General features: G+C 57.4%; 18 protein-coding genes and 3 tRNA genes. 4 read left to right on the forward strand and 17 right to left on the reverse strand.

The genetic code is table 11. From position 1 onward, the window contains the following. Window positions 1-10: 10 nt before the first annotated feature. Window positions 11-553 (reverse strand): hypothetical protein, encoded by a 543-nt coding sequence (locus tag G5154_RS03780; RefSeq protein WP_421263885.1) that lies wholly within the window; start codon window positions 551-553, stop codon window positions 11-13. A gap of 193 nt (window positions 554-746) precedes the next feature. Here G5154_RS03780 and G5154_RS03785 point away from each other — a divergent pair, with 193 nt between their 5' ends. After that, window positions 747-1,808 (forward strand): type VI secretion system PAAR protein, encoded by a 1,062-nt coding sequence (locus tag G5154_RS03785; RefSeq protein ID WP_421263886.1) that lies wholly within the window; start codon window positions 747-749, stop codon window positions 1,806-1,808. Between the two features lie 431 nt (window positions 1,809-2,239). Beyond that, window positions 2,240-2,650: a hypothetical protein gene (locus G5154_RS03790; RefSeq protein WP_421260247.1), complete on the forward strand. Its 411-nt coding sequence runs from the start codon at window positions 2,240-2,242 to the stop codon at window positions 2,648-2,650. A gap of 719 nt (window positions 2,651-3,369) precedes the next feature. Here G5154_RS03790 and G5154_RS03795 read toward each other — a convergent pair. The 11 genes from G5154_RS03795 to G5154_RS03845 form a co-directional block, all read right to left on the reverse strand. Next, window positions 3,370-3,456 (reverse strand) — tRNA-Leu (locus tag G5154_RS03795). A 41-nt stretch (window positions 3,457-3,497) separates the two neighbouring features. Continuing rightward, window positions 3,498-3,571, reverse strand: a tRNA-Cys gene (locus G5154_RS03800). Window positions 3,572-3,606: 35 nt separating this feature from the next. After that, window positions 3,607-3,682: transfer RNA gene (locus G5154_RS03805), tRNA-Gly, on the reverse strand. 181 nt (window positions 3,683-3,863) lie between these two features. Then, complete coding sequence (gene pgsA / locus G5154_RS03810; protein WP_041234310.1) at window positions 3,864-4,418, reverse strand: CDP-diacylglycerol--glycerol-3-phosphate 3-phosphatidyltransferase; 555 nt, start codon at window positions 4,416-4,418, stop codon at window positions 3,864-3,866. 199 nt (window positions 4,419-4,617) lie between these two features. Next, window positions 4,618-6,471: an excinuclease ABC subunit UvrC gene (gene uvrC, locus G5154_RS03815; RefSeq protein ID WP_421250355.1), complete on the reverse strand. Its 1,854-nt coding sequence runs from the start codon at window positions 6,469-6,471 to the stop codon at window positions 4,618-4,620. Between the two features lie 127 nt (window positions 6,472-6,598). Further along, window positions 6,599-7,243, reverse strand: coding sequence for a UvrY/SirA/GacA family response regulator transcription factor (uvrY, locus tag G5154_RS03820; protein WP_005337448.1), 645 nt, complete (start codon window positions 7,241-7,243; stop codon window positions 6,599-6,601). 212 nt (window positions 7,244-7,455) lie between these two features. Beyond that, window positions 7,456-8,205 carry a 3-deoxy-manno-octulosonate cytidylyltransferase gene (gene kdsB / locus G5154_RS03825; protein WP_201906360.1) on the reverse strand — a complete coding sequence of 250 codons (750 nt, stop codon included), beginning with the start codon at window positions 8,203-8,205 and terminating at the stop codon, window positions 7,456-7,458. Beyond that, window positions 8,202-8,390 (reverse strand): Trm112 family protein, encoded by a 189-nt coding sequence (locus G5154_RS03830; RefSeq protein WP_005347033.1) that lies wholly within the window; start codon window positions 8,388-8,390, stop codon window positions 8,202-8,204. The genes kdsB and G5154_RS03830 overlap by 4 nt, the downstream gene beginning before the upstream one ends. Before the next feature lie 121 nt (window positions 8,391-8,511). Continuing rightward, the gene (gene lpxK / locus G5154_RS03835) at window positions 8,512-9,507 is read right to left on the reverse strand and encodes a tetraacyldisaccharide 4'-kinase (protein ID WP_421250356.1); all 996 of its coding nucleotides are present in this window, start codon (window positions 9,505-9,507) and stop codon (window positions 8,512-8,514) included. After that, the gene (msbA, locus tag G5154_RS03840) at window positions 9,507-11,270 is read right to left on the reverse strand and encodes a lipid A ABC transporter ATP-binding protein/permease MsbA (protein WP_421250357.1); all 1,764 of its coding nucleotides are present in this window, start codon (window positions 11,268-11,270) and stop codon (window positions 9,507-9,509) included. The genes lpxK and msbA overlap by 1 nt, the downstream gene beginning before the upstream one ends. 104 nt (window positions 11,271-11,374) lie before the next feature. Then, window positions 11,375-13,576: a DNA internalization-related competence protein ComEC/Rec2 gene (locus tag G5154_RS03845; RefSeq protein ID WP_421250358.1), complete on the reverse strand. Its 2,202-nt coding sequence runs from the start codon at window positions 13,574-13,576 to the stop codon at window positions 11,375-11,377. A gap of 27 nt (window positions 13,577-13,603) precedes the next feature. Here G5154_RS03845 and G5154_RS03850 point away from each other — a divergent pair, with 27 nt between their 5' ends. After that, window positions 13,604-14,122: a DUF2062 domain-containing protein gene (locus G5154_RS03850; protein WP_005350890.1), complete on the forward strand. Its 519-nt coding sequence runs from the start codon at window positions 13,604-13,606 to the stop codon at window positions 14,120-14,122. Further along, entirely contained in the window at window positions 14,116-14,619 is a 504-nt protein-coding gene (locus G5154_RS03855; RefSeq protein WP_335819671.1) for a DUF2062 domain-containing protein, read from the forward strand. Before G5154_RS03850 ends, G5154_RS03855 begins: the two co-directional genes overlap by 7 nt. A 116-nt stretch (window positions 14,620-14,735) precedes the next feature. Here the strand turns inward: G5154_RS03855 and G5154_RS03860 are convergent, their stop codons facing one another. The 5 genes from G5154_RS03860 to eco form a co-directional block, all read right to left on the reverse strand. Next, window positions 14,736-15,926: an amino acid aminotransferase gene (locus G5154_RS03860; RefSeq protein WP_182937729.1), complete on the reverse strand. Its 1,191-nt coding sequence runs from the start codon at window positions 15,924-15,926 to the stop codon at window positions 14,736-14,738. Window positions 15,927-16,071: 145 nt separating this feature from the next. Beyond that, window positions 16,072-17,013, reverse strand: coding sequence for a hypothetical protein (locus tag G5154_RS03865; RefSeq protein WP_368221891.1), 942 nt, complete (start codon window positions 17,011-17,013; stop codon window positions 16,072-16,074). Between the two features lie 171 nt (window positions 17,014-17,184). Beyond that, the gene (gene hdfR, locus G5154_RS03870; protein ID WP_040067774.1) at window positions 17,185-18,057 is read right to left on the reverse strand and encodes an HTH-type transcriptional regulator HdfR; all 873 of its coding nucleotides are present in this window, start codon (window positions 18,055-18,057) and stop codon (window positions 17,185-17,187) included. Next, window positions 18,057-18,428 (reverse strand): DUF413 domain-containing protein, encoded by a 372-nt coding sequence (locus G5154_RS03875; protein WP_005350885.1) that lies wholly within the window; start codon window positions 18,426-18,428, stop codon window positions 18,057-18,059. The genes hdfR and G5154_RS03875 overlap by 1 nt, the downstream gene beginning before the upstream one ends. Window positions 18,429-18,726: 298 nt before the next feature. Then, on the reverse strand, window positions 18,727-19,209 hold the full coding sequence (gene eco, locus G5154_RS03880) for a serine protease inhibitor ecotin (protein ID WP_005337529.1): 483 nt from the start codon (window positions 19,207-19,209) through the stop codon (window positions 18,727-18,729). Between the last annotated feature and the right edge of the window lie 4 nt (window positions 19,210-19,213).

The following is a 19,213-nucleotide window of genomic DNA, read 5'->3' on the forward strand; positions in this document are numbered from 1 at the left end:
GAAAGGGCCATTAAGGCCCTTTCTTTTGCTCAAACATTTCACTGTTTAGCTTATCCTTCAGCTCCTCAAAAGACAGTTTGTCCAGAGCCTGATCCAGTTTCATGAGGCCATGGGCCGCACAATTTTGAGAATAGAGTTCTTTTCCAAAACGCCAGCTAGTCTGTTTGACATAGCACTGCTCCCAGCCTAACCGCTCAATGCTCGACATACTGACTTTCTTTGTCAGATAGCCGGAAAAACCAGCGAGAACGACTAGCAACATGACAATCACCAGTCGCTGCTTGCCAGCTTTAGAGGATAGATTGGGCTCGGGGATATTCTTAGATAACATCAGCGTTCCCCCCGCATACAGCATGAAGGGAGCGGCAAGCAAGCCAATGAAGATTGCAAACCATCCTCGCCAATCATTCATTCTGAATGGGTCATCTGGTGTCTGTGCTAATAGCGCAGTGAATTCAGCGCCAAATACCATGGCCATCCAGAGACTCGCACACCCAACGAGGAACACAACAAAACCACTGGCCCGCATTTGCCATGAAACCTTTACCGTCATTCGAACTTCGCCTTAATCGCTTGCAGTCTAAAAACACAGCCCTTTAACCAAGACTGAATCAAACCTATTACCTGTAGACTTATCAGCGACGATAGATGTCATATTCTGACAAAAATCAGACACATCGGTCTAGGGAGACATTTGCAGCCATGTTATGTTGAGTGGATTTTATTCGTGTCGATGAGGAATTCAGATGGCAAAAAGTGCTGCAAAAGTTGGGGATATTGGAACAGATCATGACGGCTTCCATCCAACAGCCATTACTGCTGGCTCTCCTGATATATTCATAGATGGGATTCCCGCTGCACGTGTTGGTGATCCGCTGGCTCCTCATGACAAGCCAAATAACCCACCACATCCTCGGAAGATCGCATCAGGTTCTTCCACTGTTTTTATAAATGGAATGCCTGCCGCACTCACTGGCGGAGCCGTTGACTGTGGTGGAGTAATCATCGGCTCAGGCACCGTCGTCATCGGAGACCAAGCACCTGCAGCCCGTTCCGCGAGATCGGCCCCACCGGCACAACCGGTAGAGATCCCAGCACAGAATGCTTATTGGCCTCCATATGACTTCGCTCAAGGAAAACATCTGGAAGTCGTATATGTATCACCACCGAAAGACTTTGCTGTTTTAACTCTAGATGAAGCCAAAGAGTTATTGAAAAATCTCTACGATGAAACTGGCGGGAAAAATACAATCAGCGATGTCAACGCATATCATAGTTTATATGATGGGATTAAAACATCAGTTGAAACAGCAAGAGGACTCGGGGGATTAGGAGTAACGGCTTATACAAAAAATATAAAAGGCGTTGATTATGTCATCATTAAAGGCTATCGGCGCCACGCACAGACACTGATGAGAGGAAATAAATGGAAGGCAAGTAACCCTAAAGTGGTTCAAGCTGGAATTGGCATAAATGATGTAAAAGGTGCGGTTAGATACGCAAAAATTAATGTTGGCGTTGAGATTGTTTTTGCAACAGCTGTCAATGCTGTAGATTTTATCATGCATGACGATGCTACCTTGGCGGATTTTGTTGGCAATAGTGCAGGTGATATTACTAAAGGACTCATCAGTCTTGGTGTAGCGACACTTGCTGTTGTCATGGTTCCAGCAACTGCAGGAATTGTGGCTACTGGATTTGTGTTTGCTGCCTCTTCGTTCCTTAGTGGGCAAGCGCTAGATTATTTCGATAACCAATATGGATATTCAAAAGCACTAACAGGGAAAATCAAAGAGGTACTTGAGTGAATTATATTAGAATACTTTTCTTTGGTGCAATCGCAGCTGGGAGTACGTTCTTCGGTTGGGACATGCTACAGCAAGCTTTTGGTGAGCATCGGGAAATCTATGTGATAGCTGGAATACTAAATTACTGGGCCGTTTTTTCCTGTCTATCTTCCAGCCTAATAATAATTTTGTATTGCTCTGTTGAAATTACCACTGGTAAATCTCTAGCAGCATTTCTAAAAAAGGGAATATTAATAAGTTGTATGCTCATCTCCCCTGCAATTTCATTATCTTTGAAAGAGTTAACTATTAACAAAGTAAACAGTTATGTACTATGCAACGAACTGAGTAAGGTCACCTCTCGCTTCACAAGCAAAACGTACGCAATAAATAACAACATATGCACGACCCTAGAAAGTGAAAAGAAGTAATGCGTAGATAAAGGCATCGTAATGATTTATATCATAAGGGTTTTTATTGCGACTACACTTATCTGGTTCGGATATGAACAGATATCTGAGGATTTGTACGCAACGTTATCCAATGGTACGCAGTCATTTAGAGTTAGTGGCATTGCCAATATTTGGGCATCTTACTGTGCACCATTAATCGGCATTGTATTGTTTGTTCATGTGTTAATGTCATTAGCAAAAACTGGTAATCCAGATAAGATTTTTCAACGAGGAGCTGTGATTATCATCTTCGTCATTGCACCAATCTTAGCCTTTGGAACCAAGATTAAATTAAGTATCAAGTCTGAAATTTACGTGGAGTGTCAGGAGCTAAAACGGGTTTCACGTTGGAATTCTTACCAAGTTTATGCCATATCAGTTGATAAGTGCCAATTACTAAAAGATAGATAGAACGCAGAAGGCCCCACGATGTGGGGTCTCCTTCATTCTGCCTGACAGCACCAAAGCATGGCCAGGGAAAGGCGCCGCATGTATGAGCACCATATGGCAGGCGCACCTCATACGCGAGACTCATAGTCAAGCACAGCAGCCAGAGCGCAGCAGAGAAGCCCACGGCGGCGTCTGCGCCACGGAATCCGCGCTCATCCGCTCCCGCCTGCGGGCTTCACCAGGAAAATTTTTTGCAAAAGTGGATTACCGCAAAACCATATGCCCAGACCGCGCCAGATAAAGGATCCGCAGAGCGTTGAGGATCTGCAAAGAAGGATCTTTTTTGCAGGGTTTTACAGTTTGAAGGCGGGGTGAATAGCCCCAATGAAAGCCTAAGTCATTGAATAAATTAGGATGGCCGTATTTTTCGTGGGGATCGGACCTATAGGAAAGGATCCGGTTTGCTGCAGGGAAACAGCGCGAAGGCTTTTTGTTTCAGTGGGTTAAGCACCAGAAGTGGTTCTTTGAAAACTGAAATTTTGAAGGTGCTCTATGCCATTGGTGAGCCGATTGCCATCCCCACGGAAAATAGGTTTTCTAACGACCGCAACCACTACACGGCAGGGTTATAGAGTCGACCTAAATCGATCACCGAAATTTCTGTCGCCACTTTGTCGCCACTTTGGCACAAATAAAAAGGCCACTATTTCTAGTGGCCTTTCGTAACTCTTTGATTTCAATGGTGCCCGAGGCCGGAATCGAACCGGCACGACGCGAACGTCGAGGGATTTTAAATCCCTTGTGTCTACCGATTTCACCACTCGGGCACCGCAATCGGTATCAAGCTCGCGTGGCGGGCTTGTCAATATGGAGGCACGTTCCGGAGTCGAACCGGACTAAACGGATTTGCAATCCGCTGCATAACCGCTTTGCTAACGCGCCATGCAAAAGAGAATTGGCTCTCTATTGTCTGAATTTGGAGCGGGAAACGAGACTCGAACTCGCGACCCCGACCTTGGCAAGGTCGTGCTCTACCAACTGAGCTATTCCCGCATTGGTCTGGCTGACTGCCTGACTACGAGGACGCATTCTAGCGATGTTCCTCGCCCAGTCAACCAGAAATGTTTAATACCCTGATCGTTCGGGCATTTTTTGCCCTTTTTGAACAGTTTTAGCGCCTTTGGCCGTTTCCTGCCTCAAATCAGCGGAAACCTCACCTTGCAGCGCAAGTGACTCACAGGTTGGCGTGGTGGGTCAAATCGCCCCAAGCGGCCTTCATGTACTGGAACATCGACCAGAAGGTGAGCACGGTGGCAACATAGAGCAGCACGTAGGCGAGCCACACCATCCAGACGTTGTATTGCCAAATCAGACCGGTGAGCGACACCATCTGGATCATGGTCTTCCACTTGCCAATCCAGCTCACCGCCACCGAGGAGCGTTTGCCCAGTTCGGCCATCCACTCACGCAGGGCGGAGATGATTATCTCGCGGCCAATCATGGTCATGGCGGGGATGGTCACCCAGATGGTGTTGTAGTGTTCGACGATAACCACCAGTGCGGCGGCGACCATGATCTTGTCGGCAACCGGGTCAAGGAAGGCGCCAAAGGCGGTGGACTGATTGAGCTTGCGAGCCAGATAGCCATCAAACCAGTCGGTGGCAGCGGCCAGAATAAAGATGATGGCGGCAGCCAGATAGGACCATTGATAAGGCAGATAGAACAGGATGACGAAGACGGGAATGAGCAAAATCCGGAAAAACGTCAACAGGTTAGGTATATTTGTCATTATTTTCAGCCACTTCTTGTACGTCGCTACATAGTGCGCCAAAGCCGATTTGCGATGCAACCGCACTGGCGCCCGTCTTGGTCTTTTTAATCCATCAATCTTCTCAAAATCCGAGGGCCATTATGGCATTTACGGCCCCCTCGCGTCACGGCTCTTGTGCATCAAGGAGTTAGCGATTTTGCCATGCTGCTAACCCTGCTCAGGCGCTGTGCAAGCCATCGTGGATGGTCTGGGCCAGCTCCTGACTGATGCCGGGTACCTTGGCCAGTTCATCCACGCTCGCCTTTTTAACCTCCTGCAGGCCGCCCAGATATTTGAGCAGCGCCTGCCGCCGCTTTGGCCCCACCCCCGGAATATCCTCCAGCGTGCTGCTGGTGCGGGCCTTGGCCCGTCTGGCACGGTGGCCGGTAATGGCAAAACGGTGGGATTCATCGCGAATATGCTGAATAAGGTGCAAAGCGGGCATATCTGCCGGCAAATGCAGCTCTTCGTGGCTCTCCCCCATGATGAGAGTTTCCAACCCCGCCTTGCGGGTGACCCCCTTGGCAATCCCCACCAGCAGCGGATATTTACCGCCGAGAAACTCCAGCTGACGGGCCAGGATCTCTTCGGCGCGACGCAACTGACCGAGGCCACCGTCAATAAACAGCACATCAGGCACCTTGTCCGGCTCCTGCTGCTTGCCAAAGCGGCGCTCCAGCGCCTGCTCCATGGCCGCGTAGTCATCACCACCGGTGATGCCGTCGATGTTGAAACGACGATATTCCGATGAGAGCGGCCCCTCCCGGTTGAACACCACGCAAGAGGCCACGGTGCGCTCCCCCATGGTGTGGGAGATATCGAAACACTCCATGCGGGCGATGGGACGCTCCAGCTCCAGCAGCTCTTCCAGCTGGTCGTAGCGGGCGGTGATGGTGCTCTTGTGAGCCAGCCGCGAGCGCAGCGCCGTCTCGGCGTTGATGGAGGCGAGCTTGATAAAGCGGGCCCGTTCGGCGCGGGTACGGCTCACCACCCGCACCTTGTAGCCTGCGGTCTGGCTCAGAGTCTCGGCGATGACGCTCTCGTCCTCAAGGGCCACATCGAGCAGCACCTCGCTCGGGATCTGCCGCCCCCCCTGCCCCGACAGATAGAACTGCAGCAGGAAGGATTGCACCACCTCATCAAGCTGGGTATCAGCAGGCACTTTCGGGAAGTAGCTGCGTGAGCCGAGCACCTTGCCCTGACGGATAAAGAGCACGTGGATGCAAGCAGCACCTTGCTGGAAGGCGACCCCCACCACATCCAGCTCGTCCAGTACGTTGCCGCTCACCGACTGCTGTTCGGTGACCCGGCGCAGCGCCAGGATCTGATCCCGGTAGCGGGCCGCCTCTTCAAAGCGCAGATCGCCGCTGGCAGACTCCATCTTGCCCACCAGCTCGCCAATCACTTGCTGGTTCTTGCCCGCCAGAAACAGTTTGGCAAGGTCCACCTGCTGGGCATATTCGGCCTCGCTCACCAACCCGGGTACGCAAGGGCCAGCGCAACGCTTGAGCTGATAGAGCAGACAGGGACGGGTGCGGTTGGCATAGACCGCATCCTCGCACTGGCGCACCGGAAAAATCTTCTGCATCAGATGCAAACTCTCGCGCACCGCACCGCCAGAGGGGTATGGGCCGAAGTACTCCCCCTTCACCTTGCGGGCGCCGCGATGGACGCCGATGCGCGGATGCTGGTGCGCGGTGATGATGATCCAGGGGTAGGATTTGTCGTCCCTCAGCAGCACGTTGTAACGGGGCTGGTACTGCTTGATGAGATTGTGCTCGAGGATCAGCGCCTCGGTCTCGGTGTGGGTGACGGTGACCTGAATATCGGCGATCTGGCGCACCAGGGTGCGGGTCTTGATGCTGTCGACGTTGGTGCGAAAGTAGGAGGCGAGCCGCTTTTTCAGATCCTTGGCCTTGCCCACATAGATCACGGTGCCACCGCTGTCATACATGCGGTAGACGCCACTCTGATGGGTGACGGCGCTCAGAAACGCCTTGCTGTCGAAGAGAGGTTCGGGAGAGAAGGTCATCAGCTACTCGGCTCACACAAAGGCAAAAATTGACGGGCAGAGCATACTGCCCTCGCCGCCCGAAAAGCAAAGGGGCAGAAAAGCAAAAAGGCGGCACGCGCCGCCTTTGTGACCACACGCCAGCCGATTAGAGGGTATCGGCATCCAGCATGCCATAGCGAATGGCCAGATGGGTCAGTTCCACGTCACCGTTGATCCCCAGCTTGCTGAACAGACGATAGCGGTAGCTGTTGACCGTCTTCGGGCTCAGGTTGAGCTGCTCGGAGATATCGGTCACCTTCTGCCCCTTGGTGATCATCATCATGATCTGCAGCTCGCGCTCGGAGAGGGACTTGAAGGGATTCTCGTCAGCGGAGGCAAATTGGCTGAGGGCCATCTGCTGGGCAATCTCCGGGGAGATGTAGCGCTGACCGGAGTGCACCAACCGGATCGCCTGGATCATCTCGTCGGGAGCAGCCCCCTTGGTCAGGTAACCGGCGGCGCCTGCCTGCATCACCTTGGTGGGGAACGGATTTTCTGAATGAATGGTCAGCACTATGATGCGCACATCGGGGCGGATCCGCAGAATTTTGCGGGTCGCTTCCAGACCACCAATACCCGGCATGTTCATGTCCATCAGGATCACGTCCGGATGGTGTTGGCGACAGAACGTAACTGCGGTCTCGCCGCTCTGTGCCTCACCCACCACCTTGATCCCGCGCACATCTTCAAGAATGCGTCTTATCCCTGTACGCACCAGCTCATGATCATCGACCAGGAATACATTTATCACCCAAACACCCCGTTTTATCTCGTTTTAGCCGCCCGGTTAGGGTTAACAGGGCGTCTTGCATCATAACCAAACTCGTCGCTTTGGCAAACCATGCACGCCAAAAGTTTGAGAAAACCCATGTTTAGCGTTTAAAATCAAATAATTATATAAATTTTCAAAACAAAAAACGGTGCCTTGCGACACCGTTTTTCATGACGTTAGTGCTGTGGCCATCACTTGGCCAAAAAGGCCCGCACCTTCTCCAGATCGGCCTGGGTATCCACCCCGACCGGCGGCGCTTCAAGGGCCTGGGCGACGTGGATCTTCTCCCCGTACCAGAGCACCCGCAGTTGCTCCAGTGCCTCGACCTGCTCCAGCACGCTCGGTGCCCAGTCTACGTAACGCTGGATAAAGCCGGCGCGATAGGCATAGATACCGATATGACGCTGGTAGTGGTCACCAATCTGCTCATGGCTCTTGGCAAAGCGATCCCGATCCCACGGGATGCTGGCGCGACTGAAGTAGAGGGCATAGCCATCCTTGTCAGTCACCACCTTGACCGCATTGGGATTGAACGCCTCTTCAGCATCCTTGATCGGCACCGACAAGGTCGCCATCGGCGCCGTGGCGGCGGCCAGATTGTCCGCCACCTGACGAATGATGGCGGGCGGAATAAGCGGCTCATCCCCCTGCACATTGACGATGATGGTATCGGCGGCGAAGCCGTAGTGACGGCACACCTCTGCCAGACGCTCGGTGCCGGACTGGTGATCCGGTGAGGTCATGCACACCTCGACGCCGGTGCTCAGCAGTGCCTGCTGCACCCGCTCGTCATCGGTGGCAACGATCACCCGATCGGCACCTGATTGCAGAGCTTTCTCCACCACATGCTGCACCATGGGCTTGCCATGGATATCCGCCAGCGGCTTGCCCGGCAGACGAGTTGACGCATAGCGGGCAGGAATGACGACGACGAAACTCATGACGGCAGCTCATCGCTGTTGAGAGGACGGGCACGGTTCTCCAGTAGTACCGGGATCCCCTCTTCCAGCGGATAGGCCAGCTTGTCGAAGCGGCAGACCAACTCATGAACTGCTTTGTTGTAATGCAGCTTACCCTTGCAGACCGGGCAGGCGATGATGTCGAGCAACTTGATGTCCAAAGCCAAAACGATACTCCTTCAACGATGTCGCGCTGGCGGCTTCATCACGCCAGCGATGGATGTCGAGCAACCAGCTATTCCATACGGGGCATATCAACCCCCAGCTCCCCCGCCGAGGCGAGAGAGATTAATCTTGCGCCCTGGCCGCGCCCTTTGCCTTCGCCCCCAGCTTGTGCAGCAGGGTGTCGAGCAGGGAGGCGGGCAACTCGGCGCTGACCGGTAGATACCACCAGTTATCGAGGGCAAACGGGCGGCACTTGACCGCATCCTTCTCGGTCATCAGCAGCGGCTTGCTGGCAAAGCGCCCAACCAACTCATCCCGATCGAAGGGGTGATGATCGCCGTAGGCGGCCTGCTGCTCCAGCTGGTAGCCGAGCCCTTCCAGGGTGGCAAAGAAGCGGGGCGGATGACCGATCCCCGCCAACGCATCGACCGGCCCCGACAAGGGGGCGGCAAGCGGTGCATCGTCGCGCACCCGGCGCGGGGTGTCGGCGATCAGTTGCATGGGGTACTCCCCCTTGCCCGGTTCACCGCCGTTGCAGATGATGGCGTCCACCCGTTTGAGACGAGTGACCGGCTCGCGCAGCGGCCCCATCGGCAGCAGGCAGGCGTTGCCAAAACGGCGAGCGCCATCCACCACCACCAGCTCGATGTCGCGGGCCAGCGCATAGTGCTGCAGACCGTCGTCGGTGATGATGATATCCACCTCACCGCTCTGCTCCAGCAGTCGTACCGCGTCGGCCCGTTTCGGGGCAACCACCACGGGGCAGCGGCAGCGCCGGGCAATCAGCACCGGCTCATCACCTGCTTGCGCCGTGGTGCTGGTCTTATCCAGCCGATAGGGGTAATGGGGCGCCTTGCCACCATAACCACGGCTCACCACCCCGGGGCGATAGCCGCGGGCTTGCAACTGCTCCACCAGCCAGACCACCACCGGCGTCTTGCCGTTGCCCCCCACCGAAATATTGCCCACCACAATGACCGGCAAGGAGGAGCGATACCCCTTGCACCAGCCGTGACGATAGGCGTAGCGGCGGGTGCCGCTGATGATGGCAAACAGCAAGGCAAAGGGGGCCAGCAACCAGCGCCAGCCACTTTTGCGATACCAGAGCCGTTCCAGCATCAGGCCTTGCTTCCCGCGTTGCCAAACTGAATAGCGCGCAGCTGGGCATAGGTGCCGCGCTGCTCCATCAATGCTTCGTGGTTCCCGCGCTCGACGATATGACCTTCGTCGATCACCAGGATCTCATCCGCCTTCTCGATGGTGGAGAGACGGTGGGCGATCACCAGCGAGGTACGGGCCTTGCAAAGCTCGTCAATGGCCGCCTGAATGTGGCGCTCGGACTCGGTATCGAGAGCTGAGGTGGCTTCATCCAGCAGCAGAACCGGCGCATCGCGCAGCAGGGCGCGGGCGATGGCAACACGCTGGCGCTGACCACCGGAGAGGGATGCACCGTTCTCGCCAACCACAGTGTCATACCCGTTGCTCATCTTGCTGACGAACTCGTCGGCGTGAGCGATACGGGCGGCCTGCACGATCTGGTCGCGGCTGTATTTGTCTTCTGCGGCGTAGGCGATGTTGTTGGCCACCGAGTCATTGAACAGGTGGACATGCTGGGAGACCAGCGCGTACTGCTTGCGCAGCTCGCTCAACTTGTATTCGCGGATGTTGATGCCGTCCAGCAGGATCTCGCCCTGATCGATGTCGTAGAAGCGGGTCAACAGGCTGGCAATGGTACTCTTGCCAGAGCCGGAACGGCCCACCAGCGCCACCGATTTACCCGCCTCCACCTTGAAGCTGACGTTGTGCAGCGCCGGGGTATCCTTGGTCGGGTAGGTGAAGGTGACGTTGCGAAACTCGATCTCGCCGCGAGCACGCTCCAGAGTGCGGGTGCCGGTATCCTGCTCCGGCTCGGTGTCGAGCAGGCCAAACAGGCTGTGGCAGGCAGTGATGGCCCGCTGGAACTGGTTATTGACGTCGGTCAGGCTTTTCAGCGGCTTGAGCAGCATCATCATGGAGGTGATCATGACGGTAAACGTACCGGCAGTCAGCTCGCTGCGCACACTGTCGATGGTAGCTACATAGAGGAAGGCAGCCAGCGCGATGGAGGCAACCATCTGCACCACCGGGCTGCCGATGGCATCGGCAGCGACCATCTTCATGGTCTGCTGGCGCATGTTGTTGCTGACCTGGAAGAAGCGTTTCTCTTCAACCTTCTGGCCACCAAACATCAGCACCTCTTTGTGCCCTTTGAGCATCTGCTCGGTGGAGGTGGTGATATCCCCCACCGCATGCTGAATGTGACGGCTGATCTGGCGGAAACGACGGCTGATAAGGCCGATGATGACCCCCACCAGCGGGCCAACCACCAGGAAAATCACTGACAGCTGCCAGGAGTGCCAGAACATCAGGCCGAGCAGCCCGACCACGGTCGCCCCTTCCCGCACTAGGGTCACCAGCGTGGTGCTCGCCGCCGAGGAGACCTGACTGGCGTCATAGGTCACTTTGGAGAGCAGATGACCGGTGTTCTGACGGTCGAAGAAGCTCATCGGCATTGCCACCATGTGATTGAACACCTGCTGTTGCAGACGCATCACCACGTGGTTGCCGACCCAGGCCATGCAGTAGTTGGAGAGAAAGTTGGCGACACCGCGCAGGGCCACGATGCCGAGGACGAAGAAGGGCATCCATTTCAGAACGGTGCTGTCGTTGCCATTGATGCCCTGATCGATCAGCGGCTTGATGGAGTAGACAAAGGTGGTATCCACGGCGGCGTAGCCCAGCATCCCTATGATGCCACCGACCAGGCCCAGCTTGCGATCACGGACATAACCGAGCAGGCGTTTGAATACTGGCCAGCTCTCTTGTGAGGTTTCTTGTTGCATGAATAGCCGTTAGTAATGGAAATGACGGGCTATTCTAGCCAAAGCGCAGGCTTACACCAAGCGCCGCCACCGATATAGCATCCCTCCACGGCAGAAATGGCCGATTATTGCTCAAACCACACTCGCGGTCGCCACCACTCGCCACTGCGTCGGTACCAAGGGCCTGAATCTCGCTCGGCAGTGACGCTCAAGCCCGCTGCAGTGGGTTCGACCAGCATCGCCCCTTGCTGACCGGTGATCCACTGGCGGGCATCCCGATAGCGGGCCACCACATCGGGACGGGGAAAGCCCCACTGATTCATAAAGCCGGCGCTGTGGATCACATCCTTTGCCGCCACCGCCGTGACAAACGGGGGCGTGGAGGAGGTGCGACTGCCATGATGGGGGCTCACCAGCAAGGTGCTGGCCAACCCCTCTCCCTCCAGCGCCACCAGCCGCTGCTCGGCTTGCCGCTCGATATCTGCGCTCAGCAGCACGCTGCGCTGCCCATCGCTGATACGCACCACGCAGCCATCGTTATTGCGCCCGCCTCCGGGGCGCTCGGGCCAGAGCACTGCAAACGAGAGCCCCTGCCAGCGCCACTGTTGCCCACGCTGGCAGAGCGTCGTTCCCTCACTGAAGGGATAAGAGGAGAGCTCGTGACGCACCGGCATGGCGCTGAGCAGTCGCTTGCGATTGCCAGCATGGTCCCGATCCTTGTGGCTGATGATGAGGCGATCGATGACCCGGATCCCCAGATGGCTCAGCTGGGGTAGGATCACCGCATCCGCCATGTTGTAGCCTCCGGGATAACGATCGCCGGTGTCATAGAGGATGGCACGCTCCCCCTTGCTGATCAGCACCGCCAGCCCCTGCCCCACATCCAGCACCCGCAGTTGCCAGCGGGCAGGTGTTGGCCAGAGCGTGAGCAACAGCGCACACAGACCCGGTAGCAACAGCCAGCGTGCCGGGCGCCACTGTGCGGCGAACCAGAGCAGCAACAGCAGGGTGCAAAGCGGCAGCCACCAGCCGGGCAGTGGCCACCACAGTTGCAGTTGATCGGCTAGCCAGTTCAGGATCGTCAGCACCCACCCGAGCCCCAGATCCGCCAGCCAGAACAGGACATAGGCAAGCGAGGTGGAAAGCGGCGCAAGCAGCACACCGATCAGGACCAGCGGAATGATAGCGATACAAAAGAGCGGCACCGCCAACAGGTTGATCACCATGGCAAGGGGCGCTATCCCCTCGAACAACGCCAGTTGCAACGGCAGCAGACCGAGCAGCAGCCAGAGCTGGATCTGCCAGAGCCCCGGCTTGTCGTGGACATATCCCACCAGCAGCAAGATGGCCACCGCCAGAAACGAGAGCCAGAAGCCGGCCGAATAGAGGGCGAAGGGATCCCAGAGGGTCAATACCACAAAGGCCCACAGCCAGATGCGCCAGGCCGGCCACTCCCGCCGGCTCCAGCGCAGCACACTCCACACCAGCACCATGATCAGGGCCCGCTCGGTCGCCACCGCAAACCCGGCCAACGCGCTGTAGACGGCGGCAAACAACAGGGAGGTGATGATGGCGCCGCGCAGACCAAACAGCCTGCCCAGCCACCACCCGAGCACTGCCACCAGCGCGATGTGTTGCCCTGAAATGGCGATGATATGGGTCAAACCACTGCCACGAAACAGCTCCCACTGGGCATCCGTGATGCCGCTCTGCTCGCCAAAAGTGAGCGCAGCCAGCAAGGGAGCATGGTCAAGCGGACGCCAACTCTCGGTCGCCGCGCCCAACCAGCGTTCGCGCCACCCCACAGGTGCTTGTTGAATGTCGATCACCCGGCGCAAATTGCCGGTGGCGGTGATCCCTTTGCCCAGCAGCAGACGCCGCCCATCCAGCCCCGCCTCGTTGGCCAGACCGTGAGCCGGTTTCAACGAGGTCACCAGGGTGATCCGGCTGCCCACTGTCATGGTGGGTAATGCCTTGTAGGCATTGACCCGGATCAGGGGCTCAGGTGTCACCGGTTGCTCGTCGAGGGTGCTCACCCGCAGCAACAGCCGGACAAATTTATCCCCCTCGGGCTCTGCACTTTGCAGCTGTGCGGTTATCATGTGGCTCGTCTGATCGCCCAACCGCTCCAGCCAGGCCAGCCGATAGGCAAGATTGGCCTGCATCCAGAGGATGCCGAGCAGGAGAAACAGCCACCGCCAGGCACGACAATATGCAAGGGGGATCAGCAGGGACAGCAACAGGCCCCCCCATGCGAGTGAAGGTAACCATGGCCAGAACAGTGAGGAGCTTGCCCCCAGGGCAAACGACAACAGACGCAGATCCATGGAGCAAGTATTTAGCAAGGTTTCAATATGCCCAAACGACTCATTAAACGCTGGATGCCCGATCAGCAAACCCTGAAAGAACACAAGCACCTGCGGCTGTTCGGCAAACTGCTGCTCGATGCCAACCTCTGGCACCTCAACCGCCGCTCGGCCGCCGGGGCCTTTGCGGTGGGCCTCTTCATGGCCTGGGTGCCGCTCCCCTGCCAGATGCTGCTGGCCGCCGGAGGCGCCATCCTGTGCCGGGTCAATCTGCCGCTCTCGGTGGCGCTGGTCTGGCTCTCCAACCCCTTTACCATGCCGCCCCTGCTCTATGGCGCCTATCTGGTGGGTTGCCAGCTGCTGGGACATTCAGCGCAGCAGATAGAGATTGAATTCACCTGGGAGTGGCTGGTCTCGGTACTGGGCACAGTGGCACCGCCGCTGTTGCTGGGCTCGCTGATCCTGGCCCTGCTCAGTTCTCTTATCGGTTACACCCTGATCCGCACCTTCTGGCGGATCAGCACGGTGCGCCAGTGGCAAAAACGCAAGATGGCCCGCCCATGCTGAGTCGCTGGTTTGCCCGCTTCAAGCTCGATCCCGATACCCTGCGCCAGCAGAAGTGGTTTGCCCTGTTTGGTGAACGACTGCTTGCCCCAGCACTCTGGCAAGGGGGAACCCGCGCCCTGAGCGGCGCGGTAGCAGCCGGGATCTTCGCCTGCTGGTTCCCCATCCCGATGCACTCGCTTATCGCAGTCGGTCTGGCGCTGGCATTCAGCCTCAACCTGCCGCTGGCGCTGCTGGCAGTCTGGTTCAACAATCCGCTGACCCTGCCATTCATGTATCTCTACGCCTATCGCACCGGCTGTCTGGTGCTGCACCAGACGCCGGAGCCCTTCCACCTTACCTGGACCCTCCATTGGCTGGAGCAGGAAGCGGCGACCCTGGTGCCCCCGTTCCTGCTCGGCAGCCTGCTGCTGGCGGTGCTCACCGCCCTGAGCGGCGGCGCCCTGACCGCGCTGCTGCTGCAACTGCGCAAACTGTGGCAAGGTGCCCGCCACCACTGAGCCGCCCTTAGCCTTGTTTGGCGATCAGCCGTTGACGATCAAAAAAGCCCGTCACCAAGGTGACGGGCTTTTTTATGGCATAGTGCTGCATAGTGCCAGAGCATCAGGCGATGCGATTACAGCACCTTGGCGATCGCCTCGCACAGGGGATCGATATTGGCGCGGGTAATACCGGCTACGCTGATCCGGCCGGAGCCGACGATATAGATGGCAAATTCGCTCTTGAGGCGTTCAACCTGATCCTTGGAGAGACCGGAGAAGGAGAACATGCCGTTCTGCTCGCGGATAAAGCTGAAATCCTGGCTCACGCCGAGGGCAGCCAGCTTCTCTACCAGCAGCTCGCGCATCTCGCGAATACGCACCCGCATGGCGGCCACTTCTTCGACCCACTCGGCATAGAGAGCCGGATCGCTCACCACGGCTGTGACCACAGCGGCGCCGTGTGACGGCGGGTTGGAGTAGTTGGCACGGATCACGGTCTTGACCTGAGTGAAGGCCACATCGGCGATCTCTTTGGTTGCGCTGACCAGCGTGAAGGCACCGACCCGCTCGTTGTAGAGGCCGAAGTTCTTGGAGAAAGAGCTCGCCACCAGCAGCTCGTCATGGCATTCGGCGAAGATACGCAGGCCTTCGGCATCCTCTTCGATACCACGGGCAAAACCCTGATAGGCGAAGTCAAACAGCGGCAACCAGCCGGCGGCAGCACTTTGTTTGGCCAGCGCGCGCCACTGTTCTGCAGTGGGATCGATACCGGTCGGGTTGTGGCAGCAACCGTGCAGCAGCACCAGCTCACCCGGCTGCACTTCGGCCAGCGAAGCCTGCATGGCGGCAAAGTCGAGCCCCTTGGTGGCGGCGTCGTAGTACTTGTACCACTTGACGGTCAGGCCCGCGGCCTGGAATACGCTGACGTGGTTGGCCCAAGTGGGATCGGAGATCCAGATGGTCTTGGCCAGACCATTGCGCACCACAAATTCGGCCGCGATACGCAGGGCACCGGTACCGCCCGGCGCTTGGGCGGTCTTGGCACGACCGCTGGCAACCAGCGCAGAATGCTGCCCGAACAGCAGTTGCTGCACGATACGGCCATATTCGATATTGCCTTCAATACCGAGGTAGTTCTTGGTCTTCTCGTCGGTCAGCAGCTTCTGCTCGGCTTTCTTGACGCAGTGAAGAATGGGGGTGGCACCGGACTCGTCCTTGTAGATCCCTACGCCCAGATTGATCTTGTGGCTGCGAGAGTCAGCACGGAAGGCTTCGGTCAGGCCCAGGATCGGATCCGCTGGGGCGGCAACAACCTTTTCAAACATGGTATTCCCTGTATTCCGTTGAGTTCGTTGGGTGGCAAAGCGGCTTGATAAACAAAAGCGCTCATCTGGCGAGCGCTTCGTCAACTCTTTATATCACCGCGTTCAATGGGGGAAAACCGCTTTTTGGCTCGCTTTCGGGCCAATTTCAACCAACGGCATGCCACGCTGGTGCCAGCGCGCACACCTCGGCCGACAAGCCACCATTGGACTCAACCAAACCGCTACAAACTGCTAACAATGACTTGGGAATCCGGCTCGGCTCCCAGTGCCGAGCCTCAGTCAAAGGCTGGGCATATGCGCTGAGGATGGGGGCCAGATCACGAGGCAGCCACCAGCTGGCCGGACGACCCAAGCGCTGGGCCAGCGCCTGCAACCGATCCACCCCGGCAGGGTCGAGGGCGGTGAGATGACTCCACAGCACATTGGGGGGCAAGGCGGCCACCACCTGCTGCAAGGCAAGAGGAGCCGATGGGGGGGCCCACACCAGCAAGGTGCCGGGTTCAAGAGGCAGCTCGGCAAAGGCGCCGACGCTGTCTGTGGTGATCACCCGCTCGATACTCCCCTCCCCCCACAGGATCTTGCCAAGACCCGCCAGGGTGCGCTCGGGTAGGGCCACCTCCCCCAGCGCCTGCAACCAGGGGGATGCGTCGATCAGGGTGCCGCCGCTGAAAAAGAGGCTGAACGGCTGGGCTGCGCGCAAGCGCAACAGCTGATCGGCACAGAGCCGGATCCCCTTGTCCTCGAAATCGATCTGCTCGTTGGGGGTGAAGTTCACCTCGCTCTTGCGATAGAGCGCCGCCAGCACCCGCTCGTTGACCTGCTCCCCCAATTGCCAGCCCTGAGCATGTAACCACTCCTCGGGCTCAGGGGGGGCGGTGGCGATCTCGGCCAGCATCAGCTCGCGGGTGAGATAGCGCCGTCCGGCCGGGGTGAGCTCATAGCTGTGGCTGCCATGGGCGAGCAGCAGCTGGTTATCCTTGAGCAGGCCTACCAGTGGTTGCCACTGGCGGCCACGGATCACCACAGGTGAGTGACTCAGCAACTGCTGCGCCAGCGCCCGCCATTCGGGGTGACTAAAGTCGATCAATTACAATCCATCCCTGTCAGTGCTCAATCGGATAAACAGCCTGAAAAGGTACCGTTACAGGCCGATGACGCCAAGCCTCCCGCGCCAATTACGTGACCTCGCTCCCTGCAATTTTCCCCAAACAGAAGAGCCCACCGTGGGGTGGGCTCTTTCTTGGATAACACTCGACGGTTATTCGACGTTGAGGCGCAGTTCGGCGTCGTGCCAACCCAGTGGCAGGGTCAGAAGCTGATCGATCAGCTCCCGGCGATCGGATTTCTCCAGATAGGCGAGATAGAGCGGACGGCTCAGCGGCTGCCCCCCCTCCACCAGATGGAGCGTGCCCTTCTCGAGGAAGGGGCTGACCATCCGCCGTGGCAGGTAGGCAGCGCCACCGTTGGCCAGCACAAACTGCAACGCCATGCTGGCGGAGCTGGAGTGCAGCACCGGGGTCTTTTGCAGGCTCTGCAAGCGGCTGGGTTGCGGCTCGAAGCTGGTGCCCCAGTCGAGGTGGATGTGCGGCATCTGCATCAGGTTGTCGGCATTGGCGGCCGGATCCCGGCTCACCAGCTCGAACACCAGCTCACCGATGGGATGCAGGGCAATCTCGTCGATCTTGGTGGGCTCGGAGAGCAGGGCCAGATCGAGGGAGCGCTCCAGCAACTGGCGGCATAGGTGCTCGCGGGAGGCTGTTTCCAGCCGTACCGCCAAACCGGGCGCCAGCGCATAGATGTGGTTGAGCCAGTCGTTGAAATCGAGCTCCCAAAACACCGCGGGCGCGCCGATGGCCAACTGCTGGCTGAATCCAGGTGAGAGCGCCACATCCTGCTTGGCACGGCCAAGGGTGTGCAAGATGGCGTCTGCGTAGGGCAGCAGACGCTCACCGGAGGCGGTCAGGCGGATGTTGTTGCGATGACGGGCAAACAGACTGACACCCAGTTGCTGCTCTAGCTGGCGGATCCGGAAACTCACCGCCGACTGGGTCAGGTAGAGATTTTCAGCAGCCCGGCCAAAATGCCGGGTCTTGCTCACCTCGATAAAGGTCCGAAGCAGCTCGGTATCCATTAATCGATGGACTCGTCACTGCCACCGCCGCTGCCACCACCGACATCAAAGCTGCCGCCACCGCTGCTCTCTTCGCTGGCGCCGCCCACGACAGTGCAGAGGCGATGAACGCGCTTGGGACCGATCACCTTGAGGTATTTGAACCACACCTTGGCATGGGGGTTGGCACCGGCTTCGCCGGATTTGACCTGCTCGACGAAGGCTGACTCGACATCATCACGGGGTGCAAGGTTGCCCTGGTAGAGTGCCAGCATGGCGGTACCATACTTTTCCAGACTGTCCGCTTCGGCCACAGTGAATTCGCCACTGCGACGCAGGCCACGGGGAAAATGTTTGAAGTCGTTGAAACGCTTGTCTGATTCGAAGCTCATAGTGCTCTTTTTTCTGGTTAGTTTGACCTTTGCGGGCAAGTATCATCAGGCCATCGCCGAGTGCAAAATCAATTTTCTCACTATGTTAATAAATATCTTTTATCGAAGTCACTTTGCCCCATAGCTGACGCCGATTTTGTGGCATAACACACAAAAAACGTTGATAAATAATAAACTTATGTAAACGTGCAGCCAATTTGCACGTCACTTTCTGGACTGTGCAGGCAAAAATAAAGCGCCATACGGCGCTTTATTTATCACATCAGGTGAACCAGCTGAACCTTTGGTTCAAACATGCTTACTCAATCATGGCCGGTTGGGCCAGGTTGTCGGCACGCCACAGACGGTAGCGCACTTCATACTCCTGCGGCACGTAGATCACGAACGGCAGTTTTGAGTTGTAGTTCACAAAGAAGCCCTGACCGTAGATCTGGACGAAGGTCTCTTTCTGCTGGTTATCCGGGCACATCATCAGGGTGCTGATGGGGTCGGAGACCTTGCCCAGTTTCAGGTAGTTGTAGCCCCAGCCTTTGACGCTGTGCTGTTCCAGGTTGCCAGCAAAACGCGGTACGTTGCAATCAACCATCATCTTTTTGCCGACCTGCAGCTCGACCATCATGTCGGCTTCTTTCTCGACTTCAGGCAGGCGGATCACCACACGTTCCTGATTCACGTCAGCGGCTGGGAACATGCTGATATCAAATTTTTTCGGCTCGGCGGCGAAGGCATGGCCACCCAGCAACAAGGCGCCCAGCAGGCTAAAACGCAATACGGTTTTCATCTGT

The sequence above is a fragment of the Aeromonas sp. 600527 genome (genome assembly GCF_049175415.1).
Taxonomy (GTDB): domain Bacteria; phylum Pseudomonadota; class Gammaproteobacteria; order Enterobacterales; family Aeromonadaceae; genus Aeromonas; species Aeromonas veronii_A.

Bases quoted from the DNA above. Each gene is read 5' to 3' on its own strand.
- eco (WP_005337529.1), bottom strand. From the start codon at position 19,209: ATGAAAACCGTATTGCGTTTTAGCCTGCTGGGCGCCTTGTTGCTGGGT.
- msbA (WP_421250357.1), bottom strand. From the start codon at position 11,270: ATGCAACAAGAAACCTCACAAGAGAGCTGGCCAGTATTCAAACGCCTG.
- lpxK (WP_421250356.1), bottom strand. From the start codon at position 9,507: ATGCTGGAACGGCTCTGGTATCGCAAAAGTGGCTGGCGCTGGTTGCTG.
- pgsA (WP_041234310.1), bottom strand. From the start codon at position 4,418: ATGACAAATATACCTAACCTGTTGACGTTTTTCCGGATTTTGCTCATT.
- G5154_RS03850 (WP_005350890.1), top strand. From the start codon at position 13,604: ATGCCCAAACGACTCATTAAACGCTGGATGCCCGATCAGCAAACCCTG.
- hdfR (WP_040067774.1), bottom strand. From the start codon at position 18,057: ATGGATACCGAGCTGCTTCGGACCTTTATCGAGGTGAGCAAGACCCGG.
- G5154_RS03875 (WP_005350885.1), bottom strand. From the start codon at position 18,428: ATGAGCTTCGAATCAGACAAGCGTTTCAACGACTTCAAACATTTTCCC.
- uvrC (WP_421250355.1), bottom strand. From the start codon at position 6,471: ATGACCTTCTCTCCCGAACCTCTCTTCGACAGCAAGGCGTTTCTGAGC.
- kdsB (WP_201906360.1), bottom strand. From the start codon at position 8,205: ATGAGTTTCGTCGTCGTCATTCCTGCCCGCTATGCGTCAACTCGTCTG.
- G5154_RS03855 (WP_335819671.1), top strand. From the start codon at position 14,116: ATGCTGAGTCGCTGGTTTGCCCGCTTCAAGCTCGATCCCGATACCCTG.
- G5154_RS03860 (WP_182937729.1), bottom strand. From the start codon at position 15,926: ATGTTTGAAAAGGTTGTTGCCGCCCCAGCGGATCCGATCCTGGGCCTG.
- G5154_RS03780 (WP_421263885.1), bottom strand. From the start codon at position 553: ATGACGGTAAAGGTTTCATGGCAAATGCGGGCCAGTGGTTTTGTTGTG.
- G5154_RS03785 (WP_421263886.1), top strand. From the start codon at position 747: ATGGCAAAAAGTGCTGCAAAAGTTGGGGATATTGGAACAGATCATGAC.
- G5154_RS03845 (WP_421250358.1), bottom strand. From the start codon at position 13,576: ATGGATCTGCGTCTGTTGTCGTTTGCCCTGGGGGCAAGCTCCTCACTG.
- G5154_RS03790 (WP_421260247.1), top strand. From the start codon at position 2,240: ATGATTTATATCATAAGGGTTTTTATTGCGACTACACTTATCTGGTTC.